Origin of the sequence: Thiomicrospira sp. ALE5 (assembly GCF_900112445.1) — a bacterium.
GTDB lineage: Bacteria > Pseudomonadota > Gammaproteobacteria > Thiomicrospirales > Thiomicrospiraceae > Thiomicrospira.
Window position 1 is genome coordinate 15,493 of record NZ_FOYY01000003.1, and the last position, 17,819, is coordinate 33,311.

General features: G+C 45.5%; 20 protein-coding genes and 1 tRNA gene. 20 read left to right on the forward strand and 1 reads right to left on the reverse strand.

Annotation, left to right across the window (positions count from 1 at the left end; all coding sequences use genetic code 11):
• Positions 1-11 precede the first annotated feature (11 nt).
• The 11 genes from BM293_RS00100 (at position 12) to BM293_RS00150 (ending at position 10,360) form a co-directional block, all read left to right on the forward strand.
• Positions 12-341: a bactofilin family protein gene (locus BM293_RS00100; RefSeq protein WP_234968839.1), complete on the forward strand. Its 330-nt coding sequence runs from the start codon at positions 12-14 to the stop codon at positions 339-341.
• Positions 338-1,357 carry an aspartate-semialdehyde dehydrogenase gene (locus BM293_RS00105; protein ID WP_093445926.1) on the forward strand — a complete coding sequence of 340 codons (1,020 nt, stop codon included), beginning with the start codon at positions 338-340 and terminating at the stop codon, positions 1,355-1,357. The genes BM293_RS00100 and BM293_RS00105 overlap by 4 nt, the downstream gene beginning before the upstream one ends.
• Entirely contained in the window at positions 1,357-2,139 is a 783-nt protein-coding gene (gene truA / locus BM293_RS00110; protein ID WP_093445928.1) for a tRNA pseudouridine(38-40) synthase TruA, read from the forward strand. Before BM293_RS00105 ends, truA begins: the two co-directional genes overlap by 1 nt.
• The gene (locus BM293_RS00115; RefSeq protein WP_093445929.1) at positions 2,133-2,762 is read left to right on the forward strand and encodes a phosphoribosylanthranilate isomerase; all 630 of its coding nucleotides are present in this window, start codon (positions 2,133-2,135) and stop codon (positions 2,760-2,762) included. The genes truA and BM293_RS00115 overlap by 7 nt, the downstream gene beginning before the upstream one ends.
• A gap of 9 nt (positions 2,763-2,771) precedes the next feature.
• On the forward strand, positions 2,772-3,995 hold the full coding sequence (gene trpB, locus BM293_RS00120) for a tryptophan synthase subunit beta (protein WP_093445931.1): 1,224 nt from the start codon (positions 2,772-2,774) through the stop codon (positions 3,993-3,995).
• A gap of 10 nt (positions 3,996-4,005) precedes the next feature.
• Complete coding sequence (gene trpA, locus BM293_RS00125; RefSeq protein ID WP_093445933.1) at positions 4,006-4,833, forward strand: tryptophan synthase subunit alpha; 828 nt, start codon at positions 4,006-4,008, stop codon at positions 4,831-4,833.
• Positions 4,830-5,681: an acetyl-CoA carboxylase, carboxyltransferase subunit beta gene (accD, locus tag BM293_RS00130; RefSeq protein ID WP_093445934.1), complete on the forward strand. Its 852-nt coding sequence runs from the start codon at positions 4,830-4,832 to the stop codon at positions 5,679-5,681. Before trpA ends, accD begins: the two co-directional genes overlap by 4 nt.
• Positions 5,682-7,031 carry a bifunctional folylpolyglutamate synthase/dihydrofolate synthase gene (locus BM293_RS00135; protein ID WP_093445936.1) on the forward strand — a complete coding sequence of 450 codons (1,350 nt, stop codon included), beginning with the start codon at positions 5,682-5,684 and terminating at the stop codon, positions 7,029-7,031.
• Complete coding sequence (locus BM293_RS00140; protein ID WP_093445937.1) at positions 7,024-7,581, forward strand: SPOR domain-containing protein; 558 nt, start codon at positions 7,024-7,026, stop codon at positions 7,579-7,581. The genes BM293_RS00135 and BM293_RS00140 overlap by 8 nt, the downstream gene beginning before the upstream one ends.
• Before the next feature lie 70 nt (positions 7,582-7,651).
• Complete coding sequence (purF, locus tag BM293_RS00145; protein ID WP_093445939.1) at positions 7,652-9,175, forward strand: amidophosphoribosyltransferase; 1,524 nt, start codon at positions 7,652-7,654, stop codon at positions 9,173-9,175.
• Complete coding sequence (locus BM293_RS00150) at positions 9,176-10,360, forward strand: O-succinylhomoserine sulfhydrylase (protein WP_093445940.1); 1,185 nt, start codon at positions 9,176-9,178, stop codon at positions 10,358-10,360.
• Positions 10,361-10,372: 12 nt separating this feature from the next.
• On the opposite strand, the gene yhbY is transcribed toward BM293_RS00150, so the two are convergent.
• Complete coding sequence (gene yhbY, locus BM293_RS00155) at positions 10,373-10,672, reverse strand: ribosome assembly RNA-binding protein YhbY (RefSeq protein WP_093445942.1); 300 nt, start codon at positions 10,670-10,672, stop codon at positions 10,373-10,375.
• A gap of 88 nt (positions 10,673-10,760) precedes the next feature.
• Here yhbY and rlmE point away from each other — a divergent pair, with 88 nt between their 5' ends.
• From rlmE to BM293_RS00200, 9 genes are all read left to right on the forward strand, one after another.
• Positions 10,761-11,378, forward strand: a complete 618-nt coding sequence (gene rlmE, locus BM293_RS00160; RefSeq protein WP_093445943.1) for a 23S rRNA (uridine(2552)-2'-O)-methyltransferase RlmE — start codon at positions 10,761-10,763, stop codon at positions 11,376-11,378.
• A gap of 110 nt (positions 11,379-11,488) precedes the next feature.
• A complete protein-coding gene (gene ftsH, locus BM293_RS00165; RefSeq protein ID WP_093445945.1) occupies positions 11,489-13,462 on the forward strand; it encodes an ATP-dependent zinc metalloprotease FtsH in 1,974 nt (657 codons plus the stop codon).
• Between the two features lie 69 nt (positions 13,463-13,531).
• Positions 13,532-14,377 carry a dihydropteroate synthase gene (gene folP, locus BM293_RS00170; RefSeq protein ID WP_093445946.1) on the forward strand — a complete coding sequence of 282 codons (846 nt, stop codon included), beginning with the start codon at positions 13,532-13,534 and terminating at the stop codon, positions 14,375-14,377.
• On the forward strand, positions 14,374-15,711 hold the full coding sequence (gene glmM, locus BM293_RS00175; RefSeq protein ID WP_093445948.1) for a phosphoglucosamine mutase: 1,338 nt from the start codon (positions 14,374-14,376) through the stop codon (positions 15,709-15,711). Before folP ends, glmM begins: the two co-directional genes overlap by 4 nt.
• 68 nt (positions 15,712-15,779) lie before the next feature.
• A complete protein-coding gene (gene tpiA, locus BM293_RS00180) occupies positions 15,780-16,550 on the forward strand; it encodes a triose-phosphate isomerase (RefSeq protein ID WP_093445949.1) in 771 nt (256 codons plus the stop codon).
• Entirely contained in the window at positions 16,538-16,849 is a 312-nt protein-coding gene (gene secG / locus BM293_RS00185) for a preprotein translocase subunit SecG (RefSeq protein ID WP_093445951.1), read from the forward strand. The genes tpiA and secG overlap by 13 nt, the downstream gene beginning before the upstream one ends.
• Positions 16,850-16,862: 13 nt before the next feature.
• Positions 16,863-16,947 (forward strand) — tRNA-Leu (locus tag BM293_RS00190).
• Between the two features lie 48 nt (positions 16,948-16,995).
• Positions 16,996-17,352, forward strand: coding sequence for an NADH-quinone oxidoreductase subunit A (locus tag BM293_RS00195; RefSeq protein ID WP_093445952.1), 357 nt, complete (start codon positions 16,996-16,998; stop codon positions 17,350-17,352).
• Positions 17,343-17,819 carry a NuoB/complex I 20 kDa subunit family protein gene (locus BM293_RS00200; RefSeq protein WP_093445954.1) on the forward strand — a complete coding sequence of 159 codons (477 nt, stop codon included), beginning with the start codon at positions 17,343-17,345 and terminating at the stop codon, positions 17,817-17,819. The genes BM293_RS00195 and BM293_RS00200 overlap by 10 nt, the downstream gene beginning before the upstream one ends.

Below are 17,819 nucleotides of genomic sequence, written 5' to 3' on the forward strand. Positions count from 1 at the left end.
TAAAAGGGCCTTTGCTTATTGATGGTGTCGTCGAAGGGCAGGTTTATAGCCAACACGAAGTCATCATTGGATTATCAGGAAGTGTAATTGGGCAGATTAATGCGCAAAAAGTCTATATAAATGGAATATTAAAAGGCTCTGTCAGTGCTCAAGAAGTAGAAGTGCTCTGCCAAGGTCAACTCTATGGCGATCTTCTCAGTGGCGATTTAATCATTGAAAAGGGCGGCCGCTTTCTAGGCAACAGTCATGGATTAGAAGCTGAAGCCACTGAGGATCTAGCTAAGTTACTGCCCCATGTTAATCAGGATACAGAAGTACAAGATGAAAAGGATTCAAAATGAAAAAATATAATATTGCGGTCGTTGGCGCGACAGGTGCAGTGGGTGAAACTATACTAAAAGTGTTAGAAGAGCGTGATTTTCCCGTTGGTGAACTATATTTGTTGGCAAGTGCACGTTCTGTAGGAAAGCGTATCGAATTTAAAGGCGAATGGTATACGGTTAGAGATTTAGAGACATTTGACTTTAGTCAAGCTCAAATAGGTCTGTTTTCACCTGGTGCAAGTGTTTCCGCTATTTATGCCCCAAAAGCCGCTGCAGCTGGCTGTGTTGTGGTCGATAATACATCGCAGTTCCGTTATGACGACGATATTCCACTTGTTGTGCCAGAAGTGAACCCTGATGCGGTTGCGGATTACAAAACGCGTGGCATTATTGCTAATCCAAACTGCTCTACCATCCAGATGTTAGTTGCGTTAAAACCTATCTATGATGCGGTTGGAATTGAGCGTATCAATGTCGCGACTTATCAGGCCGTATCGGGTACAGGCAAAGAAGCGATTGAAGAACTTGCAACGCAAACAGCTAATTTGCTTAATCTCAAACCTATCACAACGGACGTATACCCAAAACAAATCGCTTTTAACTGTATCCCTCAGATTGATGTATTTATGGATAACGGTTACACCAAAGAAGAAATGAAGATGGTGTGGGAAACGAGGAAGATTCTGGGTGATGAGTCAGTCCTAGTTAATCCTACTGCAGTGCGTGTGCCAGTCTTTTATGGTCATAGTGAAGCAGTTCATATCGAAACCAAAGCAAAAATAACCGCAGCTCAAGTACGTGAATTATTTCAGCAAACCGAGGGTGTTGTTGTCATTGACGAGCATAAAGATGGAGGGTATCCAACGGCGGTGTCCGATGCAGCTAATACTAACCCAGTCTATGTTGGGCGTATTAGAGAAGACATTACGATTGATACAGGCATCAATCTCTGGGTTGTGGCTGATAATGTCCGTAAGGGTGCCGCCACTAATACCGTACAAATTGCAGAATTACTCATAGCGCATTATTTGTGATGAATCGCTGGGCCTTAGGGGTGGAGTATGTCGGTACAGACTATTGTGGCTGGCAGCGCCAAGGCCATTGTAACTCGGTACAAGGACAGCTTGAAAAAGCCTTGGGTCAGATTGCTCATGCCCAGATTGATGTTCATTGTGCCGGTCGAACAGACGCTGGCGTTCATGGCTTCGGTCAAGTGGTGCACTTTGATACAGATCGTGAAAGACCAAAAACGGCATGGATGCAAGGTGCCAACACCCTGTTACCAAGAGATATTAGGGTTGTTTGGGCTCAGCAGGTGGATGAAAATTTTCATGCTCGGTTTAGTGCACAAGCGCGCCAGTATCGCTACGTGATCTACAATAGGTTACAGCCCAGTGCTTTATTACATGGGCGTGTGTATTGGGAGCGCCACCCATTAAATGAGCAAGCGATGCACCATGCGGGTTCCGCTCTTATAGGGGAGCAGGATTTTAGCTCTTTTCGGGCATCGCAATGTCAAGCTCGACATGGACGACGAGAGCTGCAAATGCTTAGCGTGTCGAGGCATCAAGATTTTGTGCATATCGATATAAAAGCAAATGCGTTTGTGCATCACATGGTTAGAAATATTGCCGGGACCCTAATGCAAATTGGGCGGGGTGAGAAGCCCATAGAGTGGGCCGGGGAGCTTTTAGCTATGAAAGATAGAACTAAAGCCTATGCCACCGCTCCAGCAGAAGGTTTGTATTTTATAAAAGCCTTTTATCCACAATCATTTTCTTTACCGCAATTATCCCTTGGTGAGGTGTTATGGTAGCTAAGCGAACTCGGGTTAAGTTTTGTGGTATTACGCGTACAGAAGATGCATTATTGGCCGCGCAATACGGTGTTGATGCACTAGGCTTGGTTTTTTATCCGCCTAGTCCTAGAGCAGTGACACCTGACCAGGCCAAGGATATTATTAGTAGCCTGCCAGCCTTTGTTACAACCACGGCATTGTTCGTAAACCCTTCGATAGATTTAGTCCAGCAGGTGGTTGATCATGTCGGTGTAGATTTATTACAGTTTCATGGTGACGAGTCGGGTGACTTTTGTCATCAGTTTAGCCGTCCATACATTAAAGCTTTAGCGATGCATGAAAGCATGGATTGGTTAAGGTTAAATAATGAGTATCAACATGCACGAGCATGGTTGCTTGATACCTACAAACCAGGTGTGCCGGGAGGAACCGGTGAAACCTTTAATTGGGATTGGTTGCCTAGTTCTGAGCAGCAAACGAGACCAATAATACTTGCTGGCGGATTGCACGCAGGTAATGTTCAAATGGCCATTAGGCAAACAAACGTATATGGCGTCGATGTTAGTGGTGGTATCGAGGCAAGTAAAGGTATAAAGTCAGCGGAAAAGATGCAACAATTTATCAGTAATGTAAATGTTTAGGGGCTGTAGGTGAGTAATTCAAATATACAAACGATTGATTTTTCACAATATCCAGATAAGCACGGACACTTTGGTCCTTTTGGCGGTATTTTTGCACCAGAAACATTGATGGCGCCACTTGAAGCGTTACGTGATCAATATGAAATGGTCAAAGACGATCCAGCTTTTAAAGCGGAATTATTAAAAGACTATCAGGATTACATTGGTAGGCCGACCCCGTTGTATCACGCTAAACGCTGGTCAGACCATTTAGGTGGCGCACAAATATTTTTAAAACGCGAAGACCTCAATCATACGGGTGCGCATAAAATTAATAACACGATTGGCCAAGCACTATTGGCTAAACGTTTGGGAAAAACACGCATTATTGCTGAAACAGGTGCGGGGCAGCATGGTGTGGCCAGTGCCACTGTTGCAGCACGGCTGGGTTTAGAGTGTGTGGTTTATATGGGGGCTGACGATGTTGTTCGACAGGCACCGAATGTCGCGCGTATGAAAATGTTGGGTGCTACAGTGGTTCCAGTAGAGTCGGGCACGCGTACACTAAAAGACGCTTTGAATGAAGCGATGCGCGACTGGGTAACGAATGTTGACAATACCTTTTATATTATTGGCACGGTTGCAGGGCCGCACCCCTATCCAATGATGGTGAGGGATTTTCAGGCTATTATTGGCCAAGAAGCTCGCCAACAAATGCTTGATCAAGAAGGCGCTTTGCCTGATGTAGTCATGGCTTGTGTTGGGGGCGGTTCCAATGCTATGGGTTTATTTCATGCATTTTTACCCGACGAATCGGTACGGATTATTGGGGTAGAGGCTGGTGGTGATGGTTTAGATACACAACGTCATGCTGCGCCGCTTTGTAAAGGCACGCCGGGTGTACTTCATGGTAACCGAACTTACTTGATGCAAGATGAGGCGGGTCAAATTATGGGCACACATTCCATTTCAGCAGGCTTGGATTATCCCGGTGTGGGACCAGAGCTAGCATGGTTAAAAGATATTGGCCGCGCAGAGTTTGTTGCAGCCACCGATGACGAGGCCATGGCTGGTTGGCGTGATGTCACGCAAATGGAAGGGATCATATCGGCATTAGAAACCAGCCATGCGCTAGCCTACGTGATGAAATTGGCACCAACCATGGCAAAGACTCAACGGATTATTATCAATTTATCCGGTCGAGGCGATAAAGACATGAATACGATTGCCAAGATCGAAGGTTTTGAATTTTAAAGGACTGTTTGTGAATCGAATTGAAGCACGCTTTGCATCTCTGCAAGCACAACAAAAAACTGCGCTAATCCCGTACATAACAGCGGGTGATCCGCATCCGGATATGACGGTTGCCTTAATGCACCATCTAGTTGCCCAAGGTGCCGACCTGCTTGAGTTAGGTGTGCCTTTTTCTGATCCCCTAGCGGATGGTCCAACTATTCAAAAAGCTGTAGAAAGAGCGCTAGCACACCGCGTTACTTTGCGCAATGTTTTGGCGATGGTGACCAAGTTTCGTGAACGAGATGATCAAACGCCCGTTATCTTAATGGGTTATTTAAATCCCATCGAGGCGATGGGAGAGGCTGAGTTTGCCAAGTCAGCCGTTGCGGCGGGTTTAGATGGAGTCTTAACGGTTGATATGCCGCCCGAAGAGAGTGTGGGTTATCATCAAACCCTAGCAGAACAAGGCTTAGCTTGTGTGTTTTTAGTGTCGCCGACAACACCTTCGACTCGCCTTGGCGCAATTGCTGAACAAGGTAAAGGTTTTGTATATTATGTATCATTAAAGGGTGTCACGGGCGTGGGTCAAGCAGATGCGGGTGATGTTGCTTCGCATGTAGCAGCGCTTAAGCAGCATGTGGATTTGCCTGTTGGCATCGGTTTTGGTGTCAGGGATGCGCAAGCGGCATATAAAATGGCGCAGCACGGTGAAGCGGTCATTATAGGATCTGTTTTAGTGAATATTATTGAGCAATATCAACAAGCTGGCTTAGATGAGGTCCTCGCCGCCCTAACACCTAAGATGGCTGAATTTCGTCAAGCGATTGATGCAGCCGACAAAGGAGAATCGCTATGAGTTGGTTTGAAAAAATCCTACCTAGTATCAAGCAGGTAGCGGAACGTAAAAAATCTGTACCAGAAGGGCTGTGGGTTAAATGCCCAAAATGTGAAAGTGTGCTTTACCGCAGCGAGGTGGAAAGAAATCAACAGGTTTGTCCAAAATGTGATCATCACATGCGTGTTTCTGGTCGTAAACGTCTAACTTATTTTTTTGATGAGGGCAGTCCAGTAACAGAGTTGGGGGCACAAATTGGTCCAGTAGACGCGCTTAAATTTAAAGATCAAAAAAAATATAAAGATCGATTCACGCAAGCACAAAAGAACACCGGTGAAAAAGATGCCCTCATTGTACAGGTAGGTCAAATTGATGGTTTAGATGTGGTGGCCGCCTCGTTTGATTTTCAATTTATGGGTGGCTCGATGGGTTCGGTTGTGGGGCACAAGTTTGTTATGGCCGTTGAGGAAGCGATTAATCGTCGAGCCCCCTTGGTTTGTTTTTCGGCCAGCGGTGGCGCACGTATGCAAGAGGCCTTGTTTTCATTGATGCAGATGGCAAAAACCAGTGCGGCTCTGGGTAAACTTCGAGAAGAAAAACTGCCCTATTTTTCTGTGCTTACTGACCCAACTATGGGGGGCGTGTCAGCTAGTTTTGCAATGCTAGGAGATATTAACATTGCTGAACCTAAGGCGCTGATTGGTTTTGCTGGGCCACGTGTTATTGAGCAAACGGTGCGAGAAACCTTGCCGGAAGGGTTTCAGCGGAGTGAGTTTTTATTGAAACACGGTGCAATTGATAAAATTGTTCACCGCCATAAACTGGCAAAAACTATTGCAACTCAAGCTAGAATGTTGCTAAATCGATAGATGAAAGTGTCTGCCGATGCGCCTAGTGTAGCGGATGCCACATCATCATTATCGGTGTGGTTAGATTATCTTATGCAGCTTCATGCCAAAACCATTGATATGGGATTGGCTCGGGTGGGGCAGGTTGCGCATAACCTAGGTGTCGTCGAAATTAAACCTGGTACACAACGAGTGGTCGTTGCGGGTACAAATGGCAAGGGCTCAAGTGTCGCAATGCTAAGTGCCATTATGCAGGCGGCTGGGTATCGTGTTGGCTGTTATACCTCGCCACACTTGATTCGTTTTAATGAGCGTGCACAAGTGAATGGCCAGTGCTTGAGTGATGAAGAGTGGGTTGCTGCTTTTGTTGCTGTTGAACAAGCACGCCAAGACATATCATTAAGTTTTTTTGAGTTCACCACCTTGGCCGCAATATGGTACTTCCATCAACAGCCACTCGATTTAGTCATTCTAGAAGTAGGTTTAGGGGGGCGTTTGGATGCAGTTAATGCGGTCGATAATTCAAGTTGCATTATCACCGCTATTGATTTGGATCATCAAGACTATTTAGGTGATAATCGCGAAGATATAGGCTATGAAAAAGCCGGCGTTATGCGAGCAAATAAACTATGCGTTTGTTCGGATCCACAACCGCCAAAACGGTTATTGGAGCAGGCTAAAAAACAACAGGTCTATTTAAAATGTTTAGGCCGGGATTTTAGTTTTCAGCCGCGCGAAGCGCACTGGCGTTTTAAAGACCTATGCGATGCCAGTTCACAAAAATCTTACAATGATGTTGATTTAATCTTACCCGCGCTAGCGGGTGATTTTCAATTACAAAATGCGGCTGGCGTGCTAGCTTGGCTACAAGCGCAAACAGCATTTGACATTAGTAGGTCTGCCATTGAAGCTGGTTTAAAAGCGGTAACACACCCGGGTCGTATGCAGTTTATGCGGCTAGGTCACCAGGACTGGTTATTTGATGTGGCTCACAACCCGCAAGCCGTTGCGCAGCTTGCACGCAAAGTGTCACAGCAAAATAGCCAGCTTTTAACTAAGCCTATTGGTGTTTTTGCCGCGTTAGCTGATAAAGATGTACAAAGTATGATTGCGCAAATGTGGTCGCATATTGATCGATGGGTTTTATTGGATCTTTCACCAGAGCCTAGAGCACTCGAACCAAGTGTCATGCAGCGACACTTAAATGATACGGCTGTTATCCAGGGCGATGAGCTAGCTATTTGCACAATAGCCAAAACAGCTAGCGAAGCCATAACGATGGTGCAAAACCTAGCTCAAACGCGTGTGGTAGCCTTTGGTTCATTTGTTACGGTAGGCGCCTTAATGACGGAGCTTCAGCAAAGTGGATAAGTTGACAAAGAATCGTTTAACGGGTGCGGTGATTTGGTTAGGGGCGCTGATATGGTGGGTGCCACAATGGTATGCCAACCCAGTAGAGTATCCTAGCTTAGCTCACGCTGGCACTAAAGCAACCGTCGATAGCCTTGACGATATTGATTTTGACCAACTTGTTACGCCTTCTAGCATGACGGCTACCCCGACCAAGCCGTCCGAGTCTGCTCAAGTGGCTGAGGTCACCGAAACCAGCACTCGCACCCGTTCAAATAAGCCGACCACTTCAACGCCGAATCTGGCCGACCCTAGGATAACCGACATTACCGAACCAGGATTTTATGTGCGCCTCATTAGTTATCAAAACCCAGACAATGCCGTGCGCCTAGAGCAACGCCTGCAAACAAGTTACCCAACATCGATTGGTAGCTTTACCACCTCATCAGGTCGCTTTTACACGGTACGTGTTGGCCCCTATCAGAGCCGTAGCCAAGCAGAAAGGGTAAAAGCCATCTTAGATGTAGAATTGCGGGTAGAGTCTATTATTTTAGATCGAACAAATCAGTAAGCCGGGTGTGATCATAATCAAGTAAAATGCACGCCATAATTTTTAATCTTCAAGCAAGTGAGCAGGACAAATGTGTGGAGTAGTTGGGATCGTTTCAGCAGCGGGTGCGCCAGTCAATCAAGAGATTTATGATGCACTAACCATATTGCAGCACCGTGGACAAGATGCGGCAGGCATTGTCACCCATCAAGCCGGACGTTTTTATCAGCGAAAAGACAACGGTCTAGTAAAAGATGTTTTTCGCACCCGTCACATGCGTGATCTTCATGGTAGCACGGGGATAGGTCATGTACGTTACCCGACGGCTGGCTCGTCATCAAGTTCTGAGGCACAACCTTTTTACGTCAACTCTCCCTATGGGATTGTGATGGGTCATAACGGTAATTTGACCAATGCAGAACAATTAAGCCAAGAAATTTATCAGCAAGACTTACGTCACCTTAATACCAATTCTGACTCAGAAGTGTTGTTGAACGTATTTGCGCACGAATTGATGAACCAAAAGAAATTGTTTGTTGATCAAAAAGATATTTTTAATGCAGTTCGAACTGTACACAAGCGAGTGAGAGGGGGTTATGCCGCAATCGGTATTGTATCGGGTGTAGGTTTGCTTGCCTTCCGCGATCCTTATGCGTTACGACCGTTGATTGTGGGTAAACGCGTTAATGCCGCTGGTAGTATGGACTATATGATCGCATCAGAAAGTGTCGCGCTTGATGGGCTTGGCTTTACTCGCTATCGTGATGTGGCGCCAGGCGAAGCGGTAGTGGTGACACCTGACGGGCAGATCTTTTTTGAACAGTGCCATGATAAGCCGGTTTATTCCCCCTGTATTTTTGAGTTTGTTTATTTTGCCCGCCCAGATTCAATGATTGACGATATTTCAGTTTATAAATCTCGGTTGCGCATGGGCGAAAAGCTTGCCGAAAAAATTCAGCGTGAGTGGCAGGGTCATGATATTGATGTCGTCATGCCCATCCCCGATACCAGTCGAACATCCGCTTTACAACTGGCTGCAATGTTAAATGTGCCTTATCGTGAAGGGTTTATTAAAAACCGCTACATTGGTCGAACCTTTATTATGCCGGGTCAGACCCAACGTAAAAAATCAGTTCGACAAAAGCTCAATGCGATTGACCTTGAATTTGAGGGTAAGAATGTGTTGTTGGTTGATGATTCAATTGTGCGTGGCACCACATCGGGTGAAATTGTCCAAATGGCACGTGATGCAGGCGCTAAAAATGTCTATTTTGCTTCTGCAGCGCCTGCGGTGCGTTATCCTTATGTATATGGTATTGATATGCCTTCGGCCTCAGAACTGGTGGCAAATAACCGCAGTACTGAAGAAGTGGCCGCCTTCATTGGCGCAGACAAACTAATCTACCAAGATTTAGACGATCTGGTTGAAGCTGTCGGTGCAGGGAGTGAATTAATTTCATCCTTTGATACTTCTTGTTTTAGTGGCGTTTATGTCACCGGCGACATCACTCCAGAGTACTTAGCCTCGATTGACAAAAGCCGTAATGACGATGCTAAAACACAGCAAAAAACGCCCACCCCAGAGGCAATTGGCCTACACAATCAAGGGGGTTAGATGGAAGACTGGTCTTTAGATACACTGGCTATTCGCATGGGTTATGAGCGAACCCATGAGCAAGAGAACTCAGAAGCTATTTTTCCGACCTCAAGCTTTGTTTATCGCAGTGCTCAAGAAGCGGCGCAGCGATTTAGTGGAGACACGCCAGGTAATGTTTATTCACGTTTTACCAACCCAACCGTGCGTACCTTTGAAAATAAACTGGCGGTTTTAGAAGGAGGCGAGGCCTGTGTTGCGACAGCATCAGGGATGTCGGCAATTTTGGCCTGTTGCATGGGGTTGTTAAAAGCGGGAGATCATCTGCTGTCATCGAGCAGTATTTTTGGTACTACTAAAGTGCTATTTACCAAATACCTAGCTAACTTTGGTATCGAGGTTTCGTTTGTAGCTCAAACGGATCAGCAGGCCTGGTCGGCTGCGATTCAGCCGAATACCAAAATGCTATTTTTAGAAACCCCTTCAAACCCGCTGACCGACGTGGCCGATATTGGCTTTTTAGCAGGCCTGGCTAAGCAACACCAAGCTTTGCTGGTGGTTGATAATTGTTTTTGTACGCCTATTTTGCAATGCCCGATAGCACTGGGGGCAGACATTGTTATTCATTCTGCCACCAAATTTTTAGATGGGCAGGGTCGTTGCTTGGGCGGTGCGGTTATAGGGAGTCACGACGCAGTGGGTGAAGCGGTGCGGGGAGTCATTCGCACGGCTGGTCCAAGTATGAGCCCGTTTAATGCATGGGTGTTTTTAAAAGGCTTAGAAACACTTTCTCTTAGAATGAAAGCCCATAGCGCAGCGGCACAGTCTTTGGCGGAGTGGTTAAGTGAACATCCCGCAGTAGAGCAGGTTTTCTATCCTGGCTTAGCGTCACATCCGCAGCATGAACTCGCAATGCGTCAACAGTCAGGTGGTGGTGGTTTGTTGAGCTTTAGGGTTACGGGAGATCAGGCCGCGGCTTGGTCAGTGATAGATGCAACACAGTTTTTATCTATAACCGCAAATTTAGGTGATGTTAAAACCAGTATCACCCATCCAGCGACGACAACACATTGTCGAGTTGAACCCGCTCAACGCTTAGCAACCGGTATTACTGATAATCTTGTACGTATTTCAGTCGGGTTAGAAGACCTTGATGACATCAAGGCCGATTTGTCACGCGGATTGGATGCATTGGTTGCAAAATAGCTTAGCGATAGTCTAGCGAGGCAGGGATAGCTTGGGTTCTTTAGGGTGGGGGCGGTACAAAATAAATGTCTTACCAATCGCGCCCACTAATACCGCTTTACTTGCTTTAAGAATTTCATCGTTCATCTCGCGTCGTGCTTCTCGATCGTCATGAGCGATCTTAACCTTAATCAGCTCGTGATGATTTAATGCATTGTTAAGTTCTTTAAGTAGGTTCTCAGTGATGCCTTGCGCGCCAACCAAAATAACCGGATTTAGATGATGTCCCAGTCCTTTAAGATATTTGACTTGTGTTTTAGTAAGAGTTGTCATTAGGTTACCTTTCGTAAAAATTGTCGTTATCTTATAGCAAATTGTCTTAAAAATCTTAATCTAAATTGATATTGCAAATAGGAATTTTATGGCTAGATCAAAATCAAGCTCACGCTGGCTGCAAGAACATTTTGATGATCCTTATGTTTTGCAGGCGCAAAAAGAAGGTTGGCGTTCACGTGCTATTTTCAAACTAAAAGAACTTAACGAGAAAGACCAGCTCCTTAAGCCTGGTATGTTAGTGCTAGATTTAGGCGCAGCGCCGGGTGGTTGGTCGCAATACACTGCCCAGCATATCAGTCCTGGTGGTGAGGTATTAGCGCTTGATATTTTGCCAGTAGAGCCCTATGCAGGTGTCACTTTTTTACAAGGTGACTTTACTGATGATGCGGTGTTTGAGCAATTATTGACCTTGATTAAAAATCGTCCTGTAGATTTGGTTATGTCAGATATGGCCCCCAATTTTAGTGGCAATAAGGCGGTGGACATTCCACGTGCCATGTATTTGGTGGAGTTAACGCTTGATTTGGCAGACCGAGTATTGAAACCGGGTGGCAATGTTCTTATGAAGGTTTTTCAGGGTGAGGGATATGAATTGCTCCTGGCACAAATGCGCCAACAATATACTAAAGTGGTTACGCGTAAGCCTCAAGCATCAAGGGCACGTAGTAGTGAAATTTATTTATTGGGTCAAAAAAAACGTTAATTGCGCTAAGTTTACACCCTTTAGTTTTTGCGGGGCGTCTCTGCTCATGCTATCATTTAAAACTTAAAAGCGTTAAGAACGCCCTATATCGGCACCTAAGGACATAGTTAATGAAAAACGATATGCTAAAAAACATTCTAATATGGGCTGCGGTTGCACTCGTGTTAATGTCTGTGTTCAACCATTTTGGGGAAAATACACAGAAAAATAACACCCGCCTCGATTATTCAGCATTTATAGATCAAGTGCGTAATGGTGAGGTGAGTCGTGTCAATATCGAAGGGTCGACAATTCGCGGTGTTTATATCAATGGTGAATCTTTCACGACCTATAACCCAGGTGATCCAGGCTTAATGGGCGATCTGCTACAAAACAAGGTTGCGGTCAGTTCACAGCCGCCTGAAAAGCAAAGTTTGTTGTTGCAAATTTTCATTTCATGGTTCCCAATGTTACTTTTAATTGCACTATGGATATTTTTCATGCGCTCGATGGGCGGTGGACTTGGTGGCAAAGGTGGCCCCATGTCGTTTGGCAAAAGTAAGGCACGAATGCTTTCTGAAGACCAAGTTAAAGTTAACTTTAACGATGTAGCCGGTGCCGATGAAGCGAAAGAGGAAGTGGCAGAGTTAGTAGATTTTCTAAGTGATCCGACAAAATACCAAAATCTTGGTGGTCAAATACCGCGTGGAGTATTGATGGTTGGCCCGCCTGGAACGGGTAAGACGTTGCTGGCAAAAGCTATTGCTGGCGAAGCAAAAGTACCCTTTTTTACGATCTCTGGTTCGGATTTCGTTGAAATGTTTGTTGGTGTGGGTGCTTCACGTGTTCGTGATATGTTCGAGCAAGCCAAAGCGCATGCGCCTTGTATTATTTTCATAGATGAGATTGATGCAGTGGGTCGTAGTCGCGGCGCTGGCATGGGCGGTGGCAACGATGAACGTGAGCAAACCCTTAACCAGATGCTCGTAGAAATGGATGGTTTTGAAGGGCATGAAGGTATCATTGTTATCGCCGCAACGAACCGCCCAGACGTGCTCGATCCAGCATTGTTACGTCCAGGCCGTTTTGACCGTCAGGTAACCGTTGGTTTACCTGATGTTCGTGGTCGTGAACAAATCCTGAAAGTACACATGCGAAAAGTACCGGTTGCAGAAGATGTTAAACCAGCACTAATAGCGCGCGGCACACCTGGTTTTTCAGGGGCAGACTTGGCTAACCTAGTCAACGAAGCGGCTTTATTTGCAGCACGTCTAGGTGATCGTTTAGTCACGCAAGGTCATTTCGAAAAAGCAAAAGACAAGATCTTAATGGGTGTTGAGCGTCGTTCAATGGTGATGAGTGACGATGAAAAACGCCTTACTGCCTATCATGAAGCAGGTCATGCCATTGTAGGTTACCTTGTGCCAGAGCACGATCCTGTTTACAAGGTATCTATCATACCTCGTGGTCGTGCTTTGGGTGTCACGATGTACCTTCCGGAAGAAGACTCGTGGAGCTATTCTAAGCGCAAACTAGAGAGCCAACTTTCAAGTCTCTATGGTGGTCGAATTGCCGAAGAAATGATTTTTGGCCATGACGCAGTGACTACTGGTGCATCGAATGACATTGAGCGTGCGACCAAGCTTGCTCGCAGTATGGTAATGAAATGGGGCTTATCAGATAAGCTTGGGCCATTGCTGTATGAAGAAGAAGAGCAGCATGGTTTTTTGGGCAGTTCAAGTCGTACTACGGCTGTATCTGATGAAACCGCAAAGGTTATTGATGCCGAAGTGCGTCGTGTCATTGACGAAAACTATAAACGGTCAGAGCGTATTCTGACTGAGCATAAAGATAAGCTCGACATTATGGCTGATGCGTTGATGCAATACGAAACAATAGATGCACAACAAATTAAAAACATAATGGAAGGACGAGAACCAGGTAAGCCTGCGGATTGGACTGAATCAGATACATCTGACGATACGCTTGAAGGTGAAGTAGCCGAGGCGTCTACTGATGAAGCGGTAGAAGCAAAGTTGGATGATACCCTAGATTCATCTTCTGATTCGTCAAGTGATCCAGAAGGGCATCCTAAGCACACCTAGTAGTGCATCTTGCTAAGCTGGTTTAAAATAGCCCTCCTTGTCGAGGGCTATTTTTTTATGGAGTTAAACATGTCACTGATTAAAAAACTGAACGCCCCTAAGCCAATGTTAATGGCGATTTTGAATGTCACGCCAGACTCTTTTAGTGACGGTGGTAAGTTATTACAACAAGATCAATTAAAGCGACAGCTTGAGCTATGCGCCAGTCAGGGTGTTGATATTATTGATATCGGTGGCGAGTCTACCAGGCCTGGTGCCGAGCCGGTAAGTCTGAATGCTGAGCTTGATCGCGTGTTGCCTGCTATAGAAATGGCCAAAGAAATGACAAGTTGCTATATCTCAGTGGATACTTATAAGCCTGAGGTTATGCGTCAAAGTTTAGCTTTAGGGGTAGATATGATTAATGATGTGAATGCACTGCAAGCTGAAGGTGCGTTAATGGCATTAAGTGAGTACCCAAATGCGGCAATTTGTCTAATGCATAAGCAGGGCGAAGTAAAAACCATGCAGCAGTCTCCAAGCTATCAGGATGTCGTATCCGATGTTTATCAATTTTTAGCTGAACGAATGCAGGCGTGTGATCAGTATGGTATAAATGCTGAACGTATTTGTTTGGATCCAGGGTTTGGTTTTGGTAAAACCCTAGAGCATAATACGCAACTCTTTAGACGCCTCAAAGAGCTGCATGGATTGCAGCGGCCATTGCTAGTAGGTGTTTCTCGCAAGTCAATGCTAGGTGGGTTGCTTAATGGCCTGCCGGTTGAGCAGCGAATGTTGCCAAGTGTTATTGCGGCCGTCATTGCGTTGTCGCAAGGAGCACATATTATCCGGGTGCATGATGTGGTGGAAACAAAGCAGGCCTGGCAGTTGGTTGCAGCGCTAACGCCATGGCTAGATCAGGAAGGTTTACAATGAAAAAACGTTATTTTGGTACGGACGGTATAAGAAGTCGCGTAGGTCAAGGTTTAATGACGCCAGATCAAGTGCTAAAACTTGGCTGGGCAACAGGGCAAGTTCTAAAGCAACGTGGCGCAAGCCGTGTGTTGATTGGCAAGGATACGCGCATATCAGGCTATATGTTTGAATCCGCTCTTGAAGCAGGGTTAATCTATGCGGGTATTGATGTTTTGCTACTTGGCCCTATGCCAACACCTGCGATTGCCTATTTAACGCGAACCTTTCGTGCTGATCTGGGTATTGTAATCAGTGCATCTCATAACCCACATTACGACAACGGTATTAAATTCTTTGACGCACAGGGATTGAAGGTATCTGATGAGCTGGAATTAGCAATTGAAGCGGCTTTTGGTCAGTCTATTTGTCATCCCGAGCAAGCAACACACCTCGCTGAGTTAGGCAAGGCTCAACGTATTAATGATGCACCTGGACGTTATATTGAGTTTTGTAAAAGTACCTTTGACGGGCAGGCTTCGTTAGAAGGTTTGCACCTAGTAGTTGATTGTGCGCATGGAGCGACCTACCACATTGCGCCGGCTGTGTTTGAAGAACTGGGTGCAAAAGTAACCCGAATAGGTGTGGAACCAAATGGGTTAAACATAAATCAACAATGTGGTGCCACCCATCTTGATAAGCTGGTTGAAACGGTGCAAGTGTCCGGGGCCGATATAGGTATTGCATTAGACGGAGATGGTGATCGTCTTATGTTGGTCACTAATACAGGTCGAATCGTGGACGGTGATGACATCCTTTATCTGTTAGCGCGATACAAGTACCCCGATCATCGAGCAGTGGTAGGTACGCTTATGACAAATTTGGGTATAGAGCAAGCACTCGCGGCAATAGGTAAAAAACTGCATCGCGCTAACGTAGGTGACCGATACGTCATGGCAAAGCTCAAGGAGCAGTCATTGTTATTAGGTGCCGAGGGTTCAGGGCATATATTATGTCTCGACAAATCATCAACAGGTGACGGGATTATTGCGGCATTGCAATTCTTATCTATTTACTGTGAACAAGGTGGTTGGGGTGTGTTGTTGGATGGCTTAACAAAATTCCCGATGCGAATGATCAATGTAAAGGTTTCAAATCAATATGACCCCGAATCCTATCCACCGCTACTGCAAGCAATAGCGGGTTTTGAAAAGCAATATCAGTATGAGGCACGTTTACTCATTCGTGCTTCCGGAACAGAACCATTGGTTAGAGTAATGGTCGAAGGTCAGAACGCAGATTTAGTGGATAAACAGGCAAGATTGCTGGCAAATTGTGTTGAAAAAGGTTTTTCATAAGTTGTCAAGATTGTAATTTAACAACAAAGCCAGTAATATTATGCAACCTTTAAATTGGAGATGGATGCGTGAGAATCCCATTTGTAGCAGGAAACTGGAAAATGCATGGCTCCAAAGCTATGATTCAAGACCACTTGGGGCAGTTTACACAGAAAGCTCAGTCGTTAAATAATGTGCAGATTGCAATTTGTCCACCAAGTCTATATGTCGGCACAGTACAATCCCTATTAGCGTCATCTGATGTTAAGGTCGGTGTTCAAAATGTTTGTGATCAAGCCGGCTTTGGTGCTTTCACAGGCGAAATTTCGGTAGATATGCTGAGTGACCTGATGATTTCTTATGCCATTGTTGGCCACTCAGAGCGTCGTGCAATATACGATGAAACCGATGCGCAGATTGCAGATAAAGTGGCTGTCTTGTTGGCTAGCAATATAACACCTATTTTGTGTGTTGGAGAAACCTTAGCAGAGCGCGAAACCGATCGAACTGAACAAGTTGTTAAAACCCAGTTAGATGCGGTTATTAATAAGGTTGGTGTTGAGGCTTTCAAAAATATCGTCATTGCTTATGAGCCAGTATGGGCCATTGGCACGGGTAAAACAGCAACACCTGATCAAGCGCAAACCGTACACGCCTTTATTCGCCATCAACTAGCACAACATAATGCTGATGTCGCTAACGCGGTTATTATCCAATATGGTGGCAGTGTTAAACCTGATAACGCGGAAACATTGTTCGCACAGCCGGATATTGACGGTGGTTTGATTGGTGGCGCATCTCTTAATCCTAATGATTTTTTTGCAATTTGTAAGGCGGCCGCGCAATCATGTTTGAAATAGTACTTGCAGTCCATATTGTCTTAGCTTTTGGGCTCATCGTTTTAGTGTTGCTGCAACACGGTAAAGGTGCAGATGCAGGCGCCAATTTTGGTGGCTCCTCTCAATCTGTTTTTGGTAGCCGTGGCAGTGCGACCTTTTTATCCAAAATGACAGCCGTACTTGCTACGCTGTTCTTTATTACCAGTTTGTCTCTTGCCTACATTGCAAGCAAACAAGCAAAAGGTTACCAAAGCGTGGTAACTGAACAACCTGCTTCACAAGAGCGCCCGGCTGATCGTGGGCCAGTTGTACCAGATTAAACATTACAAACATGCCGATGTGGTGAAATTGGTAGACACGCTATCTTGAGGGGGTAGTGGCGAAAGCTGTGCCGGTTCGAGTCCGGCCATCGGCACCATTTTTTGGGCTTATGCCTTTCATATAAACTAGAAGAGGTGAACAACCTATGCTAGAAAATTATTTACCTATTTTGGTGTTTGCCGTAGTAGGGATTCTTTTTGGGATTGGCCCACTAGTGATGAGTTTTGTGTTAGCGCCAAATAAGCCAGATGCTGAAAAAAACTCACCTTATGAGTGTGGATTTGAAGCTTTTGAGGATTCGCGCATGAAGTTTGATGTGCGTTTTTACCTCGTTGCCATTCTTTTTATAATATTCGACCTCGAAATCGCTTTCTTGTTCCCATGGGCTATTGTGCTTGATGACATTGGTCTGTTTGGTCTGTTATCAATGGGGGTGTTTTTAACCCTGTTGGTGGTCGGCTTTATTTATGAATGGAGAAAAGGGGCGCTAGAATGGGAATAGAAGGCGTATTAAAGGAAGGCGTTGTAACAACATCTGCCGATAAACTCATCAACTGGGCACGAACAGGTTCCCTATGGCCAATGACATTTGGTCTCGCTTGTTGTGCAGTTGAAATGATGCATGCCGGTGCATCGCGCTACGATCTAGATCGGTTTGGGATCATTTTTAGACCCAGTCCTCGTCAATCTGATGTCATGATAGTGGCAGGCACACTGGTTAATAAGATGGCGCCTGCTTTACGCAAGGTATATGACCAAATGGCTGAGCCGCGTTGGGTTATCTCAATGGGCTCCTGTGCCAATGGCGGTGGTTATTATCACTATTCCTATGCGGGTGTAAGAGGGGGCGACCGAATCGTACCTGTGGATGTATATGTCCCGGGCTGTCCGCCTACAGCGGAAGCCTTGTTGTACGGCATTTTGCAGTTGCAGAAAAAAATCCGTAAGACTAATACGATTGCTCGCTAG